We start from the raw sequence: 18849 nt of genomic DNA, 5'->3' as shown, positions 1-18849 counted from the left end.
CCCGCAAACCCTTGTCCTGCTTGCAAGACCAGCGATTGCGGTACCGCCACGATCCGCCTAAGCTGACCTTGAACGTGCAGTAACGGAGTTCGCCTTGCCAGCAACCGTAAGTTCGGTCCTGATCCTGCTGAGCCTTTTGCAGATCAAGCACATGTTTGCGGATTACTTCCTGCAGACCCCGCGCATGCTGTCCGGCAGGGGCGAATATTTCCACCTCGGCCGCGCCGAACATGCGGCCGTCCATGCCTTTGGTTCGGTCATCGCCTTTTTCATCGTCGGAGCCTCGCCCGCGTTTATCGCCGTCATGGCCGTGCTTGAATGGATCGTGCATTTCAATATCGACTGGGGCAAGGCCCGCTATTCCGAGATGAAGGGCTATGGCCCGAACGAAGCGGGCTACTGGCGCGCCAGCGGCTTCGATCAGGCGCTGCATCACCTGACCTATCTCGCGATGGTCTGGATCTGGGTGGAATTCTCCGCGGTCTGAGCCGACCCGCATAGGGCTGTCTGGATCAGAACAGGTCGAAACTGCGCGACAACCGCAGGAATATCTCCTGCGACTCTCCTTGGCCGACATTCTCTTCTTCCCGCATCCGCAGGTTCACGCCGGTCGACAGGAACCAGTCCTCTGTCAGCGAATGCTGATAGCCAAGCTCAAGGCTTGAGCGGCTGACCTCGTTGGAACTGGCCGTGCCGTCAAGCTGGTAGTAAAGGATATTGGCGACAAAACTCGAATAGGGCGTCAGGTCATGACGATAGCGCGCCGAAAGCTGCGTGCTGAACCGGTCCTCGTCATCCGAATCCGAGGTAACCGCCCGATTGACCTGTAGAGAATAAGAACCTTTCTGCGTGTCCCGGTTATAATTCAGCCCGCCCACGACCTCGGGCGAAGCGCCACCAAGACTGGTCAGGCCGATGTTCCCGCTGATCGACCCAAGCGGCAGATCCAGATTGCGGGATATACGCAGCGTGTCGATCTCGTTATCGTTCGTGCGCCGGATGCTATAGCCGACGCTATAGCCGCCGTTGGGCAGTTTGCCGTTATAAACCAAACGCCCCGTCGTGCCGCCGTTGTCATTCGTGTTTGGAAGCCCGTCGTCAGTGTCGGTGTAACCAAGCCGCGCCGCAATCGAACCGCCGGAAACCAGATCACGGTCGAAGCCGAATTCGACGGTGCGCGTCTCTTCATCCGGACTGCCGGTATCGTCATTGTAAAGCGAATAGCGGAAGTCCGCGACGGCCGTGTTGATCGGGTCAATCCGGAACAGCGCCGTCATCTGGGCAGAGGTACGCTCGAAATCGTTCAGCGAGTTCGAAGTCGTATCGCTATACTCAACCTTGAAACTGTCGGCCTGAAACCGCAGCCCAAACGGCGAGTAGAGCCCGGTTTCGAACCCGACCCTTGCCGTATAGGTGCGCCGCGTGCCGGTCCCGGTCAGATCGCCAAGGTCGGTCGGCGGGATAAGCACGCCATCGTCGTCGAACTCGGCGCCGATGACATCGGACACGTCCGTTTCCCGTATTGCCGCCGAAAAGTTGAACCGCGCATTGGCACCTTCACGCGAATAAAGAACCGTCATGAAGGGGTCGACAAAACCGGTGCTGAGCGAAGTGCCCGAGGCCGGGCTGCCATAACGCCCGGACCCGCCGAGCGAAAAGTTGAAAGTCTGCGTCCGGGTGATGCTGGACATATCAAGGCGCAGCCCGGTGGTGGAAAGCGAACTCGTGCCTTCCTCGGGGTCATTCGGGTTTCCCGGAATGCCCAGTCCGAGGTTATCGCCATAGGTGAAGCCCTGGGTAACACCCAGTGTGGCGTGAAAGCCCGCATTGCTGTCATCCTGCGCCCAGCCGGGCTGTGTCGCATAAATGACAAGGGACGCCATTGCCGTCCCGCCTATCAGCGCCCTGATTTTCAACCTGCTCCGCCCCGATTTTTGCAAACGGTTATTCGAATAGTTTTCGTGCTGGTACGACGATCACATCGCCCTTGGCAAGAACTGTTCCGCCAATGCTCGTCCGGCCCGCGAGAACATCGTCGTAGTTAAAGGCATAGACCTTCTGCACGCCCGAACTGTCGGTCCGGCGCAGTTGAACCCGCTTGGTCGCCGCAAAGCGCGAGAACCCGCCAGCGATGGCGAGCGCCTGAAGCAGAGTCGTGCCTTTTTCTACCCTGGCCAGGCCGGGCGTGTTGATTTCGCCCATAAAGTAGACTTCGATGTCGCTAGAATAGGTGCCGGTCGACTTGGGGGCCTCGCCCAGCTGAACCAGCGAAACGGTCACAGTCGGGTCGCTTGCGAAATTGCTCGACAGGCGCTGGGTCACGTCAGAACGAACCTGGTCTACAGTACGCCCGCCGACCGCCACGGTCCCGGCCAGCGGCACGGTGATACGGCCATCGGGCAGCACCAGTGATTCACGGTTAAGCGAGGAATCCTCGAGAACTTCGACACGGACGACGTCGCCCGGCTTGATGCTGTATCCATCCTGCGCCATCGCGGCGAGCGCCATGAACTGCGCAGCAAGAAAGACAGTCACAATTTTGAAAACACGCGTCATAGCAGCTTCTCTGTCCATTTTCCTGTTCCCGCCAGCCCCACGAACCGGCGGTGTTTCGACTTTATTACAGTAAACAGGACCTTGATGCACCTGTGCCGTTTCTTCGGCAAGAGTTTCGTGCCGCGCAGGCAACACCCCGGACCGCTTACCGCTGCCCGAGTCGCCCCGATTTGTGGCATTTACAGTCACTTTTCGACACATTCACCAGCTATCGGCGGTTTTTTGCCCTTGTTTTCAAGGTCATTGACTGATTCCAAATTGGGTTCAAGCGTGCCACAATCTCCCGAAATCCGCCTTATTTCCGTCAAACTTCAACGCTCTTATGGTCTCCAGTGAACGGAATTTAGTGAAAGGTACATGTTATGGCTCTCGGACTGATGCTTCTCGGCGGACTTACCGGAACCATCGCTGCTGCGATCACCCTGTTTTCAGGCGCGGGCTTCCTGATGGCGTTAGGCATGTATTCCCTGACCGGCAGCGCGACCGCACTGGGCATGGCCGCCGTACTACACGTCGCCGCCCTGATCCGCAGCGCCTCCGAGCGCCCGCCGCTGCTCATCACCCATTACGCAACGGCCTGATAGGGTCCGCGACGCTCCTTCACTGACAAAGCGTTCCGCGCCACCCGGCAAACACCGACGCGAAACGCCCATTTTCGAATTTTCCCTGGACTGGACGATGGCTGACGGGTTCTCCGCCAGCCATTTTCTTTTCATTCGCGCTCACGCGTCGGCGGCACGCGAAGACCGCGCTCGGCGGCAGCGGCTTCATCAGCCTTCAGATTCTTGGTTACTGCTTCCAGCGCTTCCTTAAGAGCGACCTGCTGCGCAGCATCGAGCCCGCGCACGGCGACCTCATCGACTTCCAGCGTCAGCGGCTCGAGCACGGGCTTCAGCGCCTTGCCTTCTTCCGTCAGGAAAGAGTGCAATCTACGGTTGTTGCCCGTCATCGTACGACGTGTGATCAAACCGCGATCTTCAAGCTTCTGAAGCGCACTGTGCGTCGTCGGTTCGGTCAGCCCCACGCGTTTGCTCAGCTCGCGCTGCGACAGCCCGTCCTCCACCCAGAGCGCGCGCAGGAACGACCATTGCCCGATGCTCACTCCGTATTGCGCAAGACGTATCTGAAGCGTACGGGTAAAGTGCCTTGCGGCTCTTCCGACCTCCCGGGAAAGGCGGTTACCGTCCTGCACCTCGGCGCCGGTCCCATCCATTGTCTGATCTATTGTCACGCTTTTTTCTCCTTTCACCCGCAGGCCGGGCTTGTTCTTGGCGACTTGTTTTCGCTTCTGATGTCGGGTTAGGAGTTCGCCCAGCCTAGTACAACCTATAGCAGATATCTAAGATTCAGAAATCTGCTCGTTACGTCGGGTGACAAGTAGCTGACCTCGCGTAAATTTTTAAAAACTAGCGGGAGAAGCTTTCATCATTCGGTTCCCGTTTCGTCACCCGCATGTCATGTGACGCATATAAGCGTTGACCCCGTCGCGCGGGCTCGGGCACTCTTTCAATGTCGAACCATCTGCGGCCGGTGCATCCTCGATGCCCGAAAGACCCAAGGAGTTTCCATGTCACTGCTTTCCACCACCCTATCCCGCGTCACCCTGTCGGTTCTGCTGGGCAGCACGCTCTGCGCCGCGCCCGCGCTTGCCACCGATCTGGTCATCGGTCTCCAGCAGGAACCGACCTCGCTGGACCCGACCGCCGACGCCACCGCCTCGATTGACGGGATGCTGGCCGCGAATGTTTACGAATCACTGACGACCGTGACCGAAAGCGGCGAAGTGGAACCGGCGCTGGCCGAAAGCTGGGACATCTCCGAAGAGGGGCTGACCTACACGTTCAAGCTTCGCGAAGGCGTCAAATACCACGACGGCACCGATTTCGATTCGGCCGATGTGATCTTTGCCTTCAACCGCGCGATGGCCGAGGACAGTACCAACCCCTCCAAGAGCATCTTCAAGCCCATCGACACGGTCGAGGCTCCCGATGCCAATACCGTCGTCATCACGCTGAAGAACAAGGACGCCTTCTTTCTCTTTAACCTCGCGCAAGGCGACGCTTCGATTGTCGCCGAGGAATCGGTCGATCTGAACAACGCGACACCCGTCGGCACCGGCCCCTTCAAATTCGACAGCTGGACCCGTGGCGACCGCCTCACCCTGACCAAGAACGAAGACTGGCACGATGCCGACAGCGTTCAGCTTGACCGCGTCGAATTCCGCTTCATCTCGGATGCCGCTGCCGCCAGCGCCGCGATGATGGCCGAAGAGATCGACGCCTTCCCCGGTTTCCCCGCGCCCGAAATGATGCCCCAGTTCGAAGCCGACCCGCGTTTCAACGTGGAAATCGGCAGCACCGAGGGCGAAGTCATCCTCGCGATGAACAACTCCAAACCGCCCTTCGACAATGTCGAGGTCCGCCGCGCCGTTTCCACCGCGATCAACCGCGACGAAATCATCGACGGCGCGATGTACGGTCAGGCCGTGCCCATCGGCAGCTTCTACCCGCCGCATGGCCCGGCCTACGAAGACCTGACCGGCCTCTATCCACATGACGCCGAAAAAGCCAAGGCGATGTTCGCCGAGGCCGGTGTCGAAGGCACCGAGATGACCATCCGAGTCCCCCCCTTCCCCTACGCGACCCGCTCTGCCGAGATCATTCAGGCCGAGCTGGCCGATGCGGGCATCAACGCCAAGGTGGAAAATGTCGAATGGGGCTTCTGGATCGACGAGGTCTACAAGAAAAAGAACTACGACATGACTATCATCGCCCATACCAGCCCCAATGACATGGGCAATTTTGCCAAGGGGTCGGACTATTTCTACGGCTATGACGATCCAGAATTCACAAAGCTATGGGACGACATCCAGACCGAGGCCGATACCGACAAGCGCAACGCGCTGCTGAAACAGGGGCAGGAATACCTGGCCGATCAGGCCGTACACGGCTTCCTGTTCCAGCTGCCGCGCCTCAGCGTGATCCGCACCAATGTGGACGGGTTCTGGAAATCCGCACCGGTCCTGTTCCAGCCGCTGGCAGACGTGACCGTCAACTGATCACGGATCGGGCCGGACGCATTGCGCGCCCGGCCCCCTGCCCCTCGGCAGGCAAGATAGAAGACATATGGCCTATTTCCTGTTCCGCCGGACGCTCGGCTTTGTGCTGACGCTGCTTGCAGTGTCCGTTGTCGTGTTCGCCGTGATGAACATCCTCCCCGGCGATCCGGCGCTCACCATTCTCGGCCTCGACGCGACAGAAGATGCGCTGGCCGCCCTTCGTGAACAGCTCGGCCTCAACGACCCGCTGCTCAGCCGTTACTTCAGCTGGATCGGAAATGCGCTGACCGGAGATTTTGGCATCAGCCACTCCTTCCGCGTTCCCGTGTCGGAACTCATCGCCGAGCGTTTGCCGATGACACTCTCGCTCGCCGTTGCGGGCATGATCTTCACCGTCATCCTTGCCCTGATCATGGGCATCGGTGCCGCCGCCAACCATCGCAAAGCCGGGGACTGGGGCGTGATGTTTCTCAGCCAGCTCGGCATCGCCGTCCCCGCCTTCTGGCTCTCGATGCTGCTTGTGCTGCTCTTTGCCGTCAAACTCCGCTGGCTGCCTCCCGGCGGTTTCCCCGGCTGGAGCGACCCCATCGCGGCCATGCGCGCGCTGATCCTGCCCACCGTGGCGCTCGGTCTCGTGCAATCCTCGGTGCTGGCACGGGTGACGCGCTCCTCCGCGCTCGAGGTCATGCGGCAGGATTTCATCCGCACCGCCCGCGCCACCGGCTTTTCCCGCCAGCGCGTACTCTGGCGTCATGTGCTGCCCAACGCGCTGGTGCCCATTGTCACCATCGTGGGTATGCAATTCGCCGCTCTCGTCACCGGCACCATCGTGATCGAGAACGTGTTCTATCTCCCCGGCCTCGGGCGGCTGATCTTCCAGTCCATCGCCAACCGCGACCTGCCCACGGTGCAGGCGCTGGTGATGCTCTTTGCCGCCATCGTCGTCACCGCGAATTTCATCGTCGACCTGCTGTACGTGGTGATCGACCCCCGCCTGAAGGCCCGCGCATGAAACGGCTGCCCGTCAACCTGCTGATCGGCGCGGCGCTTGTCCTCTTGGTGATCGGGGCAGCCGCCCTGTCGCTGATCTGGACACCGCATGACTACACCGAAATGAACATCCGCGGTAAATTCGGCCCGCCCTCCGAGTTGCACTGGCTTGGCACCGATCAGCTTGGCCGCGACGTGGTCTCGCAACTCATGGCGGCAGCGCGGAACTCCATGGCCGTGGCCCTCGCCGCCGTACTGATCGGCGGCTCCATCGGCACAGCGCTCGGCCTGCTAGCCTCCGCCATCGGCGGATGGGTCGAGGATTTGGTAATGCGCATCGCCGACATTGGCTTCGCCTTCCCGGCGCTGCTCTTCGCGATCATGCTGGCCGCCGTCTTTGGTCCCTCGCTTACCAACGCGATACTGGCGATCTCCTTCATCAATATCCCCGTTTTCGCCCGAGTCGCCCGCGCCTCGGCCAACCAGATATGGACCCGCGAATACGTGACCGCCGCGCAGGCCGCCGGTCTGACCCGCGCCGCAATCTCGCGCGATCACATCCTGCCCAACATCGCCGCGCCGATCATCGTGCAGGCCACCATCGAATTCGCCGTCGCTATCCTTGCCGAGGCCGCGCTATCCTACCTTGGCCTCGGCGCGCAGCCGCCCGCGCCCTCATGGGGCCGGATGCTCTCCGAGGCGCAGACGCTGATGTACCTCGCGCCGCAACTGGCGATCTACCCCGGCCTTTGCATCGTCACCGCTGTTCTCGGCTTTGGCCTGCTGGGCGACGGGCTGCGCGACGTGACCGACCCCCGGCTGGTACGGGAGCGTTAGATGTTCGATCTCACCAACCTCTCCGTCCATTTCGGCCCCGCCACCGCCCTGCGTGAGGCAAGCCTGACCATCCGTCCCGGTGACCGGCTTGGTATCGTCGGCGAAAGCGGCTCGGGCAAATCCATGCTCGCCCTCTGCCTGATGGGCATGGCCCCCGAGGCCGCCACGCTTTCGGGCACGCTCACCATCGACGGGCGCGATATGGCAGACGCGACCGAGCGGGACTGGCAAGCCCTGCGCGCCCGCCGCGTCGCGATGATCTTTCAGGAACCGATGGCGGCGCTCAACCCCCTCTCGCGCGTGGGCGATACGGTGATGGACCCGCTGCGCCTCCACCTCGGCCTCTCGAAACAGGCCGCCCGCGCCCGCGCGCTGGATCTCTTTGCCGAGGTCGGCATCCCCGATCCCGAAGCCCGCCTGCGCCAGTTCCCGCACGAACTCTCCGGCGGCCAACGCCAGCGGGTGCTGATCGCCCTCGCGCTCGCCTGCGACCCGGACCTTCTCATCGCCGACGAACCGACAACCGCGCTCGACGCGAACGTCGCCCTGCGCATCACCGACCTGCTGGTGCGTCTCTCGGCTGAACGCAACATGGCGCTGCTTTTCATCAGCCATGATCTGGCCGCCGTCGCCCGCGCCACCAGCGACATCGCCGTGATGTATGGCGGCGATATCGTCGAACGCGGCCCGACCCGCGCGGTTCTCGACTCGCCCGCGCACCCCTACACACGCGGGTTGCTTGGCGCACGGCCCAGCGCCACAGCGCTCCCCCGCGACGCGAAAGGCAAACGCGCCCGCCTGCCCACGATCCCCGGCACCGTGCCGGGCATGGCCGATCTGCCCAAAGGCTGCCGCTTTGCCGGTCGTTGCCCCGTGGAACTGCCGCGTTGCGCCAGTGAGCGGCCCGCCGTCACGAAACCCGGCCCCGACCGCAGCGCCATCTGCCATGTCCCGTCTAAGGAGGCGCTCGCATGACCGCCCTTGTCGAGGCCAAATCGGTCTCTCGCCACTACCGCATGCCCCGCAACCACCTGCTGCGCGCGCCAGAGATGCTGACCGCCGTCGACAGCGCCTCTTTCACGCTGAACCGGGGCGAAACCCTAGGCGTCGTCGGCGAAAGCGGCTCGGGGAAATCCACCCTTGCGCGGATGGTCATGGCTTTCGAAGCCCCCGACAGCGGCGAAATCCGCTTCGACGGCACCGACATTCATGCCCTTGGCGCATCCGATCTGCGCCGGATGCGCCAGCGATTCCAGATGATCTTTCAGGACCCGTTCGGCTCGCTCGACCCGCGCCGCAAGATAGGCTGGTCCATCGCCGAACCCCTCCGCGTCACCCAATCCGAGGCGCCCTCTCACAAGACCGCCGAGGCGCTGGAGCAGGTTGGCCTGCGCGCCGCCGATGCCGACAAGTACCCGCACGAGTTTTCCGGCGGCCAGCGCCAGCGGATCGCTATCGCTCGCGCCATTGTCACCCGCCCCGACCTGATCGTCGCGGACGAGGCCGTCTCGGCGCTCGATGTCTCGGTGCAGGCCCAGATCCTCAACCTGCTGATGGACCTTCAGGACGAGCTTGGCCTTGCCATGCTTTTCATCAGCCATGACCTTGCCGTGGTCGCCAGCATTTGCGACCAGCTTCTCGTGATGCAACACGGCAAGACCCTGGAATACGGCGCCGCGACCCAGATCCTGAACGCCCCCGCGCACCCTTATACGAAATCCCTGCTAACCGCCGCCGGAGCCTGATATGACCCGTTTCCTCCACCTCACCGACCTGCATGTCTCGCATCCCGATCTCAAGGATCCCAACCTCCACTCCGACACGCCCGCCACCCTGACCCGTCTGGTCGAGGTCATCTCGGCGATGGACCCGGCCCCCGATTTCGTGGTGGCCAGCGGCGATCTCACCAACCACGGTGACGAGCTGAGCTACGAGCTGGTAAAGGAACTCCTCACCGACCTGCCGGTGCCCGTGGTGCTGGCGCTGGGCAATCACGACAAGCGCGAAGGCTTCAACGCCGTGTTCCGCGACGGCCCCTCGGACCGGCCGTACTTTAACGACCAGCTCCTCGCCGGGCTGCATGTCATCACGTTGGACACCGGCGTGCCAGGCAAGGTTGCGGGCGCGATCGACGCGGAACAACGGGCATTCCTGACCGGAAAGCTCGCCCAGGAACCCGACCTGCCAAAACTGCTGATCCTGCACCACCCGCCCCGCATCGACCCCGAGGGCCTGCCATGGGGCAGCATCGACACAGACAGCACGGAATTCCTCGCCAATGCCGTCAAGGGCCACAAGGTTGTCGGTATCCTCAGCGGCCATATCCACATCAATCAGGTGATCCACTGGCACGGCATCCCGGTCGTGGTGTCGAACGGCAATCACTCCACCGTGGACCTGCTCGAGCGAAAAGACATGCGCATCATCGAAGGCACCGGTTTCGCCATCTGCGATGTGCGTCCCTCGGGCCTGACGGCAACCTTCGTGCCGCTGAGCCCCGATCGCGCGCAGCTCGCCTTCATCGATCAGGAAAGACTGCGCGCACTCAGCCTGCTCTGAAACCTCAGATCAATCGCCGGGGCCGAAAATCGCCCCGTCATGATCCGCCATATAGATCCGCATCCACGGGGTGAAATCCAGTGGCCGCGCCGCAATCTCCCCGATCAGGGCTTCGTGGTCGATCCAGCGCACCCGGTCGACCTCTTCCGGGTTGGGCCTGACATCCAGCTCCGCCGGAGCCTCGGCCACGAAAAGATCGACCAGCTCATGCTCCGTAAGGCCATTGCCGACATCCGCGCGGTACTCTATCTGCCCGCGCGCCGATAGCTCAAGACCGTGAATCCCCAGCTCCTGACCAAGACGACGATGGGCGCATTCCATCGGGTCTTCTCCCCAGTGCGGATGCGTGCAGCAAGTATTCGCCCAAAGACCCGGCGTATGGTATTTGCTTGGCGCGCGACGCTGGATCAGCACCTCCCGCCCCCGGATGACGAAAACGGAAACCGCCGGATGCCGCAACCCGCGGCGATGCACGTCGATCTTGTCCACCGGCACAAGCATCCCATCGACCCAGGCCGGGATATCACTGATTTCGCTCACATCCACACCTCCGGCAGGAACCAGCGCGCCGCGGGCGCTGCATCAAGGCCCGCCCCATATCGTTCCGCGCCGCGCGAGACAAGAATGACACATCGCCAAGGTGCGACATCAATACATTTTTCCCTCTGCAACGGATGCTTTACTCATGTGCCAAATACTACAGCAAGGAACCACGCATGAAACCGACCGCCATCCTCGCCACCCTCGCCCTGAGCCTCGCAACCCCAGCCCTCGCCGACAGCCACGCTTCGGGCGATGCGAAAAAGGGCGAGCGGGAATTCAACAAATGCCGGTCCTGTCACACCATCGTCTCCGACAGCGGCGATGCCATCGTAAAGGGCGGCAAGGTCGGCCCGAACCTTTACGGCATCCTGAACCGTACACCCGGCAGTGTCGAAGACTACAACTACTCCGAAGGCATGGTCGCCCTCGGCGAAACCGGCATCGTCTGGGACGAGGCCCATTTCACCGATTACGTCATGGACCCGACTGCCTACCTCAAGAAGCACACTGAAGACAGCTCCGCCCGCAGCAAGATGACCTTCAAACTGAGAAAGGAAGAAGACGCGGCCAATGTCTGGGCCTATCTCGTATCCGTCGGTCCGGCTGCGGAATAGCACCGTAATCGCGCAGCTTGTAACCGGAGAGAAGGGCCAGCCCCTCTTGGCCTGACGGCCAATTCACCCCGGGATATTTGAAACCCAAAGAAGTAGAGAATCCCCTGCTTCTTTGGGTCTGAAAATATCCCCGCCGGAGGCATATCCGAGGAAGCAGCCGAAGGCGGATGACGAGTAGAAAAGAATTGGCGAAGTTTACTTCGCCAGCTCCAGAATCTGCATCACGTCGGCGGGTTCGGAAATCGGGCGGGGGTTCGTCTTGCCCCAGATGTCATCCATCGTGTATTCCGCGACCTGCTGGAAGCGGTCTTCGGTGACATCCACCGCCGACAGCGAGCGCGGCATGCCGAGGCTGGCAATGAACTCATCCACAAGTTCCGAGGCCGGGGTGTTCGGCTGACCGAAAGCGTCGCGGATGGCGGCCTGCCGGTGGTCGTTCACGCTCTCGTTCCAGCGCAGCACGAAGGGCGACATCACGCAGGACGTGTAGCCATGCGGCACATCGCACAGCCCGCCGAGCACGTGACCGATCGCGTGGCTGGCGCCCATCGGCACACCGGCGATGATCGGCAGCATGGATTGCCACACGCCCATCTGGCATTTCATCCGGGCGTCGAGATCGCCCGGGTCGGCCTTGACGCGGGGCAGGCCCTCGATCAGCAGTTTCAGCGCGCTCATCGCCTGTCCGTCGCTGAAATCGTTGGACTGCAGGGATTGCAGGGTTTCGATGGCATGATCCAGCGCGCGCACACCGGTCGAGAGCCACAGCCATTCGGGCGTATGCACCGTCATCGCCGGGTCGAGGACCAGGGAAACCGGCGCCATCATGCGTTCCTGGTAGCCCTGCTTGTGCTTGCTGACCGGATCCGTCGAGCCGGAAAGCGGGTTGAACTCGCCACCCGAAAGCGTCGTCGGCACGCAGATCGTGCGGATGTCCTGCGCCTCGAACTGCGGCAAAACCATCGCCCCGGCGTCATCCACTGTGATATGATAGGGCTCCATGTCGTCGGCATTGCGGATGTCGTGTTTCAGCATGACCGGCACGATCTTGGCGCAGTCGGTAACCGATCCGCCGCCGACCGACACGATCAGGTCGGCCCCCGCGTCGCGCGCCTGTTCGGTTGCCGCCATCACGTCGGTGCGCGGCACATGGGGTTGTACGCCCCTGAACGTGCCCGCGTGACGGTTGCCTAACGCGGCTTCGATCTGGGCGATTTCATCGGTATTCTTCACCAGTGAATCGCTGGCGATCAGGAATACGCGCTTGTTGTCCATCATCTCGGCTTCGGCCTTGAGCGACTGGGCCGCGCGTTCGCCAAAACGCACCCGTTCCGTCGATGTCAGCACCACCATGCCCTTGTTGAGTTCCGACATGTTTTCCTCCTCCTGGTAAATCCAATGCGCTGCGCACGCCTCCTCCGCGCCGCAGTGTATCCGCCGGGGCCTGCAAGGCAGGCCACCGGTTATATCGTTCGAAATCAGGCGGGCGTGCGGAATCGCTCGCCCTTGATCGAGCGGCCCTCGGCCTCGCGGTCCCAGGTGTCCGGGGTCACGCCTTCGTTGCGCAGCTCGTGTTTCAGCACCTTGGCGCTTGGCGTCTTCGGCAGGCTCTCCATCACCCGCACGTAGCGGGGCACCATGAAATAGGCCATCCGGTCCTTGAGAAAGTCAATCAGCGCACCGGGGTCGATTTCCTTTTCGGCGACCGGGGCGACGCAAATCAGCACGTCATCCTCGCTATGTTCGCTGTCGACCGCAACGGCGGCCGCCTCGAAGACGTCCGGATGCGCCAGCACTTCGGATTCCACCTCGAAAGAAGAGATATTCTCACCGCGGCGGCGGATCGAATCCTTCATCCGGTCGGTGAAGAAATAATTGCCCTCCTCGTCGCGGATGAAAGCGTCGCCCGAGTGGAACCAGCCATTGCGCCACGCCTTGGCCGTGGCCTCGGGCATCTTGTGATAGCCGCTGTTCATGGCCCATGGCCGGTCGGTCCGGATGATCATCTCGCCCATCACGCCCACCGGTACTTCGCAATCGTTCTCATCGACCAACCGGACCTCGACCCCGGGCCGCGCCTTGCCGCAGGACCCGCGCACCGTCGGATTGGGCTCTGAGACAATAGGCGTGGACACCTCGGTCATGTTGAAGATCGTGTAGACATCGACGCCGAAACGTTTGGCAAAGCCCTCGGCATTCGAGGCCAGCGGCACCATCAGCACCGTGCGCAGCGGATTGTCGGTATCGTCTTCGCTGGCGGGCTGTTTCTCGAGAAAACTTGCCATCACACCCAGCAGGAAGGCCACCGTCGCACCGGTATTTCTCACGGATTGCCAGTAGGTTGCCGTGTCGAACCGGTCGACCACGGCAATCGATGCCCCCCGCGCAAGCAGGCAGAACATTGGCCCCATGCCGCCGATATGGAACATCGGCGCGTTGATCATATAGCGGTCGTCTTCGGTGACAAAGGGCCAGCTTTCCGGACCCGCATTGGAAAACAGGTGCAGGTAAGAGGTCAGCACGCCCTTGGAGGGTCCCGTGGTGCCCGAGGTAAAGATGATCGCCATCGGATCCCATGGTTCGATGGTCCGCTCGAGCGGCTTCAGCGTGCCGCTTTCCGGCTCCAGCACCCCGTCATAATGCTTGTGAGGCAGGGGCGCCTTGTCGACGGTGCCGCCGGTCACAAGGATCTGGTCCAGCGCGGCAAGGTCGATGCCCTCCAGCCGCTCCACAAGGCTCGATTCCACCACGGCCAGCTTGGCGTCGGACACGTCGATCACGTGCTCCAGCAGCTTGCCCTTATAAGCGGTGTTGATCGGCACATAGACCGCACCCAGATAATTCAGCGCGAAAAAGATACGGATCTGCTCGCGGCAGTTGGGCATCCAGACCAACACGTGATCGCCTTGCGCCACGCCAAGGTTTTGCAGGCCAAGCGCCGTCTGCACGACCTTTTCGCGCAAGGAAGTATAATCCCATTCCTCGCCATTGTCGTCGAATTTGACAAAAACCTTGTCAGGGCGTTCCTCGGCCCAGCGGTCAATCAGGTACCGTGTCACCACGCCATTGCGCGGCGGGACACGGGGGTCGGTGGTTTCGGGTGCAATAGGGCTGTCTTCAACGGTCAGCATCTTTTCCTCCCCAGAAAATGCCAGTGTTTCATTTACGCACGCCTGCGGTTCAGGCGTCGAGAATATAATCCTCAAGATCGGCGTCGCGGGTCATGCGCCAGAAGTCATCGTGCCGCCAGGGCGTCAACGCGACGACCCGACCCCGCGAATTGCGATACCAGTTTTCCATGCCCTTGTGGGTCCAGACCATCGCGGCATGGGCGGCATCGACACGTTCGTTGTAACTCTCGTAGACCTCGGGTTTCGGCTCAACCAGATGGGCGCCTTTCTCAAACACCTGTTCCAGCAGCCGCACTATATAGTGGATCTGCGATTCCACCGGGGTGATGACGCTGCCGCCATGCCCCAGACCCGTGTTGGGGCCCAAAAGGGTGAACAGGTTCGGGAACCCCGGCACGGTCGAGCCAAGATAGGCGCGCGCATTGTCGCCATCCCAGACATCGCGCAACCGCTGTCCATCGCGCCCGAACACGTCGAGCGAGGCGAGCAGTTCCGTTGCCTGAAACCCGGTGCCAAGGATCAGCACATCGGCTTCGAATTCGCGCCCGTCGGCAGCGACCAGCGTGTTGCCTCGCACTTCTTTCAGGTGTTCCGGCACAAGCGTCACGTGATCGCGGGCCACCGTGCGGTACCAGCCATTGTCCAGCAGCATCCGCTTGCCGAAAGGCGGGTAGTCCGGCAGCACATCTGGCAACAGGTCCTGCCGGTCGCCCAGCTCCTCTTTCATATAATCGATGAACGCCTGCCGGTGCCGGTCATTGGTCCGGTTGATCGCCCGCGCCGGCTCCTCCCATTCGGGATCGACCTGAAGCGAGCTGTGGATACGGTCATTGAACGTCCAGGCCAGCCGCTGCCGATACCATTTCTGGTAAAGCGGCACCTCGCGCAACAACCACCGGATCGGCTCGGGCACGGGTTTTCGAAACTGCGGAAACGGCGCGGCCCATTGTTTCGAGCGGGCGAAGATCACCATCTCGCTCACCTTGTCCGCAATCGCCGGGACCACCTGCATGGCGCTTGCGCCGTTGCCAACGATGGCCACGCGCTTGCCGGTCAGATCCAGATCCTCGGGCCATTCCGCCGTGTGGCAGGCCGGACCGGGGAAGCTCTCAAGCCCCGGAATCGGCGGCACTTTCGGGATGCTCAGCACGCCGACCGCCGAGAAAATCGCGCTCACACGGCGAGTCTCGTGGCCCTTCGGCCCCGAGGTTTCCACGACCCACTCGCCAGCGTCTTCGTCGAACTCGGCGCGGTCCACCTTGGTGCCGAACCGCACGTAATCGTATAGCCCGTTATCTCGCGCGACCGTCCGGAAGTAATCGAACAACTCGTCGCGCAGCGCAAAGTAATGCGACCAGTCATATTGCGCGAAGGAATAGGAATAGAGATGGTTCGGCGTATCCACCCCCGCGCCGGGATAGCGGTTCTCGCGCCATGTCCCGCCGAAATCCTGCGCCATCTCGATCATTTCAAACGGGATGCCCGCCGATTTCAGCCGGATCGCCGCACAGATGCCGGACATGCCGCCGCCGATGATCAGCACGTTGAACCCTTCGGGCGCATCCACAGGCGTACGTTTAAACGACTTGTCGGCCAGTTCCGCCGCCACGATCTGCCCATAGGCGGGCGTCACCTGTTCGCCCATCGCACGGCTCAGCATGGTTGCCGCCAGATCGCCCGAGGGTTCGGGCAGTTCGACCTGACCGTTCTCGTGCCATTTGCGAATCTCACGGAAAGCCGCGGCGCGAATCTCGTCCTGAATCTCTTCGGGCAGACCGCCGCTGTCATTATCGTCCAGCCCGCGCCCGCGCTTGGGCGCATACGGGGCTTCCATCCAGTTCAGATCGCCGGTGAGCTGCACAAGAACCATCAGCAAAGTCGGCACGTTGGCCAGTTTCACGGCCTCGGCAAGCTGCGCCTCCCAAGTGTCGCCCAAAGATTTTTTCTCTGCCACTGCCATGATTTCAACGGCCCTCCCCGACCTCGTATTTCCCGATCTCTATCCGGCCAAAGCCGCGATCTCGGGCTAAACATGACTCCAACACTTGACATAAGTCAATAGATTAGGTCATTTGTTTTAATTATTCGACTTAACATCGAATCCGGTCAACTGAAGGGGAGGTCAGTATGTCCATCATGTCCAAGACATCAGACCTGCAAGAGGTTTCCGAACCCGGTGTGTCCGGCATCTGCCGGGACGACCTGCGCCCCGTAGCCGAGGCATTTGCCGAGAATTTCAAATCGCGCGGCGAACTTGGCGCGTCGCTCTGCATTCACCTAGATGGTGAGCCGGTGCTCGATCTCTGGGGCGGTCAGACCAGCCCGGATGGCGGTGCATGGCAAAAGGATACGACCCACGTGATCTTTTCCTGCACCAAGCCCGCGACCGCGCTTTGCCTGCATCTTCTTGCGGCGCGCGGAAAGGTCGATCTGGACGCGCCCGTCACCACCTACTGGCCGGAATACGCGCAGAACGGCAAGGAAAGCACAACGCTGCGGATGCTGCTGGATCACAGCGCTGGACAACCCGCCCTGCGTACCCCGCTCAAGCCCGACTGCCTGACCGACTGGTCCTACATGATTGAAAATCTTCAACAGGAAGAGCCGTTCTGGACCCCGGGCACTCAGGTCTCCTACCACGCCGTGACCTTTGGCTTTCTGGTGGGAGAGGTCGTGCGCCGCGTCTCAGGCAAATCACTCGGACAGTTCTTTCACGACGAAATCGCCACCCCGCTCGGGCTCGATTTCGCCATCGGCCTGCCCGAAGAGGACGAAGGTCGCGTCGCGCCGGTGATTCCGCATCGCCCAAGCAAAGACGCACAGGACACACCTTTTCTGAAAGCGGCCAAAACCCGCGACACCGTGCCAAATCTCTTTGTTTTCAATAGCGGAGACTGGGCGATCAAGGGCGTGAACAGCCGCGAAGGACGCGCCGCGGAAATCCCGGCGGCCAATGGCGTGACCAACGCGCGCGGGCTGTCGAAGCTCTTTTCGGCCCTCGCTACGGGGGGCGCTGTGCTGGGTCTCGACCCCGACTATATCGCCAGTTTTTCGCAGGCCAGCGCGGCGACCCATCGCGACGCGACCTTCATCGCGCCATCGCGCTTTGGACCTGGCTTCATGCTGAACATGGGCCGCCGCCCGACGCCGGAAGGCCCCGAAAGCCTGATCATGGGCCAAAACGCCTTTGGCCATGTCGGCATGGGCGGCTCGCTCGGCTTCGCCGACCCCGAGTGCCGCCTCGGATTTGGCTATTCGATGAACAAGCTTGGCGGCGGGCTGCTGCTGAACACGCGTGGCCAAAGCCTTGTCGATGCCACCTACCGCTGCCTCGGCTACCGAAACGACACTTACGGATACTGGGCGCGCTAGCGCCAAATTTTCAACTGGGAGGAAGAAATGAATAAATATCAGAAACTTGCAACCGCCGCCACGGCCGCGCTGGCGCTGACCAGCGCAGCCGAAGCCCGCGAACTCAGCTTCGCCATCGGCCACCCGCCGGTCTCCTCGCTCGTCAAGGGCGCCGAAGCCGCCGCCGAGCGCTTCAACGAGGCAACCGGCGGCGATATGACCCTCAAGGTCTACCCGCTCACCCTGCTTTCGATGGCGGAAACCCCCGGCGGGCTGCGCGAAGGTCTGGCCGACGTGGGCACCGTGATGACGCCCTATTTCCCGGCCGAATTTCCCCATACCAACCTGATCGTCGAATCCTCGATGATCCTCGAAACCATTCCCGGCGCCACCGAGGTACAGGCCCCCGCCTTTGCCGCCGCGGTCGTCGAATTCATCATGACCAAGTGCCCGGAATGCAACGAGGAATTCGCAGCCGAGAACCAGGTGTTTACGGGCGGTGCGGGCACCACCCCCTATGTGCTGAACTGCACCAAGCCCATCGTGACGATGGAAGACCTGCAAGGCGCGCGGCTGCGCATCGGCGGCGCGAACTGGGCCCGCTGGTCCGAGGCCATCGGTGCCGCGCCGATCACCATGTCGGGCAATGAAATGCTCGAAGCGCTGAATCAGGGTGTGCTCGACTGCATCATCCTGTCGACGCCCGACATCTATAACTTCGGCATGGGCGGCTCGGTCACCCATATCACCAAGGGCGCACCGGGCGGTGCCTATTTCGCCTCGGTTTCCAACGTGAACCGCGACAGCTGGAATGAGCTTTCGCCCGAACAGCGCACCGAGTTCCTCAAGGCAATGGCCTTCGCCGCCGCCAGCACTTCGGTCGCCTATCAGGAAGGTGCTGAAACCGTCGAATCCGCCGCCCGCGAGAACGGCGTGGAAATCCACGACGCCGCACCCGAAGTGATCGAGGCCACCAAGGCGTTCATCGAAGAAGACCGCCAGAACACCATCGACTATTTCGCGGAAACCTACGGTGTCACCCGTGGCGAAGAGATGCTGAACGACTTCAGCGCGCTTCTGACCAAGTGGGTGGACCTGCTCGGCGACGCCGACGGTGCCGAAGCGGTCGAGAAACTGTACTGGGACGAGATCTATTCCAAGGTCGACGTCGCTCAGCACGGCATCAACTAAGCCAAATGACTTAACCGGG

Annotated in this window: 18 protein-coding genes; 11 read left to right on the top strand and 7 right to left on the bottom strand. The window is 61.8% G+C overall.

The window, feature by feature from the left end; translation table 11 throughout:
* The first annotated feature begins 94 nt into the window (after positions 1-94).
* Positions 95-487, top strand: coding sequence for a DUF3307 domain-containing protein (locus MF268_RS19490; RefSeq protein WP_088632173.1), 393 nt, complete (start codon positions 95-97; stop codon positions 485-487).
* A 25-nt stretch (positions 488-512) separates the two neighbouring features.
* On the opposite strand, the gene MF268_RS19485 is transcribed toward MF268_RS19490, so the two are convergent.
* Entirely contained in the window at positions 513-1883 is a 1371-nt protein-coding gene (locus MF268_RS19485) for a hypothetical protein (RefSeq protein ID WP_238372524.1), read from the bottom strand.
* A 61-nt stretch (positions 1884-1944) separates the two neighbouring features.
* Entirely contained in the window at positions 1945-2556 is a 612-nt protein-coding gene (locus tag MF268_RS19480) for a polysaccharide biosynthesis/export family protein (protein ID WP_238372523.1), read from the bottom strand.
* A gap of 362 nt (positions 2557-2918) precedes the next feature.
* On the opposite strand from MF268_RS19480, the gene MF268_RS19475 reads away from it, so the two are divergent.
* Entirely contained in the window at positions 2919-3137 is a 219-nt protein-coding gene (locus tag MF268_RS19475; protein ID WP_238372522.1) for a hypothetical protein, read from the top strand.
* 131 nt (positions 3138-3268) lie between these two features.
* Here MF268_RS19475 and MF268_RS19470 read toward each other — a convergent pair whose 3' ends face one another.
* On the bottom strand, positions 3269-3787 hold the full coding sequence (locus tag MF268_RS19470; RefSeq protein WP_238372521.1) for a MarR family winged helix-turn-helix transcriptional regulator: 519 nt from the start codon (positions 3785-3787) through the stop codon (positions 3269-3271).
* 336 nt (positions 3788-4123) lie between these two features.
* On the opposite strand from MF268_RS19470, the gene MF268_RS19465 reads away from it, so the two are divergent.
* The 6 genes from MF268_RS19465 (at position 4124) to MF268_RS19440 (ending at position 10000) form a co-directional block, all read left to right on the top strand.
* Positions 4124-5614, top strand: a complete 1491-nt coding sequence (locus MF268_RS19465; protein WP_238372520.1) for an ABC transporter substrate-binding protein — start codon at positions 4124-4126, stop codon at positions 5612-5614.
* A gap of 67 nt (positions 5615-5681) precedes the next feature.
* The gene (locus tag MF268_RS19460; protein ID WP_238372519.1) at positions 5682-6626 is read left to right on the top strand and encodes an ABC transporter permease; all 945 of its coding nucleotides are present in this window, start codon (positions 5682-5684) and stop codon (positions 6624-6626) included.
* Positions 6623-7441 (top strand): ABC transporter permease, encoded by an 819-nt coding sequence (locus MF268_RS19455; protein WP_238372518.1) that lies wholly within the window; start codon positions 6623-6625, stop codon positions 7439-7441. The genes MF268_RS19460 and MF268_RS19455 overlap by 4 nt, the downstream gene beginning before the upstream one ends.
* Positions 7442-8416 carry an ABC transporter ATP-binding protein gene (locus MF268_RS19450; protein WP_238372517.1) on the top strand — a complete coding sequence of 325 codons (975 nt, stop codon included), beginning with the start codon at positions 7442-7444 and terminating at the stop codon, positions 8414-8416.
* Entirely contained in the window at positions 8413-9186 is a 774-nt protein-coding gene (locus MF268_RS19445; protein WP_238372516.1) for an ATP-binding cassette domain-containing protein, read from the top strand. Before MF268_RS19450 ends, MF268_RS19445 begins: the two co-directional genes overlap by 4 nt.
* A gap of 1 nt (position 9187) precedes the next feature.
* Complete coding sequence (locus tag MF268_RS19440; RefSeq protein WP_238372515.1) at positions 9188-10000, top strand: metallophosphoesterase family protein; 813 nt, start codon at positions 9188-9190, stop codon at positions 9998-10000.
* A gap of 9 nt (positions 10001-10009) precedes the next feature.
* Here the strand turns inward: MF268_RS19440 and idi are convergent, their stop codons facing one another.
* Positions 10010-10501, bottom strand: coding sequence for an isopentenyl-diphosphate Delta-isomerase (idi, locus tag MF268_RS19435; RefSeq protein ID WP_273545101.1), 492 nt, complete (start codon positions 10499-10501; stop codon positions 10010-10012).
* 215 nt (positions 10502-10716) lie between these two features.
* On the opposite strand from idi, the gene MF268_RS19430 reads away from it, so the two are divergent.
* Positions 10717-11157, top strand: coding sequence for a c-type cytochrome (locus MF268_RS19430; protein WP_238372513.1), 441 nt, complete (start codon positions 10717-10719; stop codon positions 11155-11157).
* A 195-nt stretch (positions 11158-11352) separates the two neighbouring features.
* On the opposite strand, the gene MF268_RS19425 is transcribed toward MF268_RS19430, so the two are convergent.
* From MF268_RS19425 to MF268_RS19415, 3 genes are all read right to left on the bottom strand, one after another.
* Positions 11353-12531, bottom strand: coding sequence for an iron-containing alcohol dehydrogenase (locus MF268_RS19425; protein ID WP_238372512.1), 1179 nt, complete (start codon positions 12529-12531; stop codon positions 11353-11355).
* 104 nt (positions 12532-12635) lie between these two features.
* Complete coding sequence (locus MF268_RS19420; RefSeq protein WP_238372511.1) at positions 12636-14288, bottom strand: AMP-binding protein; 1653 nt, start codon at positions 14286-14288, stop codon at positions 12636-12638.
* A gap of 49 nt (positions 14289-14337) precedes the next feature.
* Positions 14338-16224: a flavin-containing monooxygenase gene (locus MF268_RS19415; RefSeq protein ID WP_238372510.1), complete on the bottom strand. Its 1887-nt coding sequence runs from the start codon at positions 16222-16224 to the stop codon at positions 14338-14340.
* A gap of 191 nt (positions 16225-16415) precedes the next feature.
* On the opposite strand from MF268_RS19415, the gene MF268_RS19410 reads away from it, so the two are divergent.
* Both MF268_RS19410 and MF268_RS19405 read left to right on the top strand, forming a co-directional pair.
* Positions 16416-17660: a serine hydrolase domain-containing protein gene (locus MF268_RS19410; protein WP_238372509.1), complete on the top strand. Its 1245-nt coding sequence runs from the start codon at positions 16416-16418 to the stop codon at positions 17658-17660.
* A 27-nt stretch (positions 17661-17687) separates the two neighbouring features.
* Positions 17688-18830 carry a C4-dicarboxylate TRAP transporter substrate-binding protein gene (locus MF268_RS19405; protein WP_238372508.1) on the top strand — a complete coding sequence of 381 codons (1143 nt, stop codon included), beginning with the start codon at positions 17688-17690 and terminating at the stop codon, positions 18828-18830.
* Positions 18831-18849: the final 19 nt, after the last annotated feature.

The organism is Heliomarina baculiformis (assembly GCF_019966545.1).
GTDB lineage: Bacteria > Pseudomonadota > Alphaproteobacteria > Rhodobacterales > Rhodobacteraceae > Heliomarina > Heliomarina baculiformis.
Note: the sequence above shows the minus strand (reverse complement) of the source record. Positions and strands in the feature narration are given on the sequence as shown.

What these genes read in the sequence shown, in the direction of transcription:
- MF268_RS19485 (WP_238372524.1), bottom strand. Translation starts at nt 1,883, where the DNA reads ATGGCGTCCCTTGTCATTTATGCGACACAGCCCGGCTGGGCGCAGGAT.
- MF268_RS19480 (WP_238372523.1), bottom strand. Translation starts at nt 2,556, where the DNA reads ATGACGCGTGTTTTCAAAATTGTGACTGTCTTTCTTGCTGCGCAGTTC.
- MF268_RS19475 (WP_238372522.1), top strand. Translation starts at nt 2,919, where the DNA reads ATGGCTCTCGGACTGATGCTTCTCGGCGGACTTACCGGAACCATCGCT.
- MF268_RS19465 (WP_238372520.1), top strand. Translation starts at nt 4,124, where the DNA reads ATGTCACTGCTTTCCACCACCCTATCCCGCGTCACCCTGTCGGTTCTG.
- MF268_RS19460 (WP_238372519.1), top strand. Translation starts at nt 5,682, where the DNA reads ATGGCCTATTTCCTGTTCCGCCGGACGCTCGGCTTTGTGCTGACGCTG.
- MF268_RS19455 (WP_238372518.1), top strand. Translation starts at nt 6,623, where the DNA reads ATGAAACGGCTGCCCGTCAACCTGCTGATCGGCGCGGCGCTTGTCCTC.
- MF268_RS19450 (WP_238372517.1), top strand. Translation starts at nt 7,442, where the DNA reads ATGTTCGATCTCACCAACCTCTCCGTCCATTTCGGCCCCGCCACCGCC.
- MF268_RS19445 (WP_238372516.1), top strand. Translation starts at nt 8,413, where the DNA reads ATGACCGCCCTTGTCGAGGCCAAATCGGTCTCTCGCCACTACCGCATG.
- MF268_RS19440 (WP_238372515.1), top strand. Translation starts at nt 9,188, where the DNA reads ATGACCCGTTTCCTCCACCTCACCGACCTGCATGTCTCGCATCCCGAT.
- idi (WP_273545101.1), bottom strand. Translation starts at nt 10,501, where the DNA reads ATGCTTGTGCCGGTGGACAAGATCGACGTGCATCGCCGCGGGTTGCGG.
- MF268_RS19430 (WP_238372513.1), top strand. Translation starts at nt 10,717, where the DNA reads ATGAAACCGACCGCCATCCTCGCCACCCTCGCCCTGAGCCTCGCAACC.
- MF268_RS19425 (WP_238372512.1), bottom strand. Translation starts at nt 12,531, where the DNA reads ATGTCGGAACTCAACAAGGGCATGGTGGTGCTGACATCGACGGAACGG.
- MF268_RS19420 (WP_238372511.1), bottom strand. Translation starts at nt 14,288, where the DNA reads ATGCTGACCGTTGAAGACAGCCCTATTGCACCCGAAACCACCGACCCC.
- MF268_RS19410 (WP_238372509.1), top strand. Translation starts at nt 16,416, where the DNA reads ATGTCCATCATGTCCAAGACATCAGACCTGCAAGAGGTTTCCGAACCC.
- MF268_RS19405 (WP_238372508.1), top strand. Translation starts at nt 17,688, where the DNA reads ATGAATAAATATCAGAAACTTGCAACCGCCGCCACGGCCGCGCTGGCG.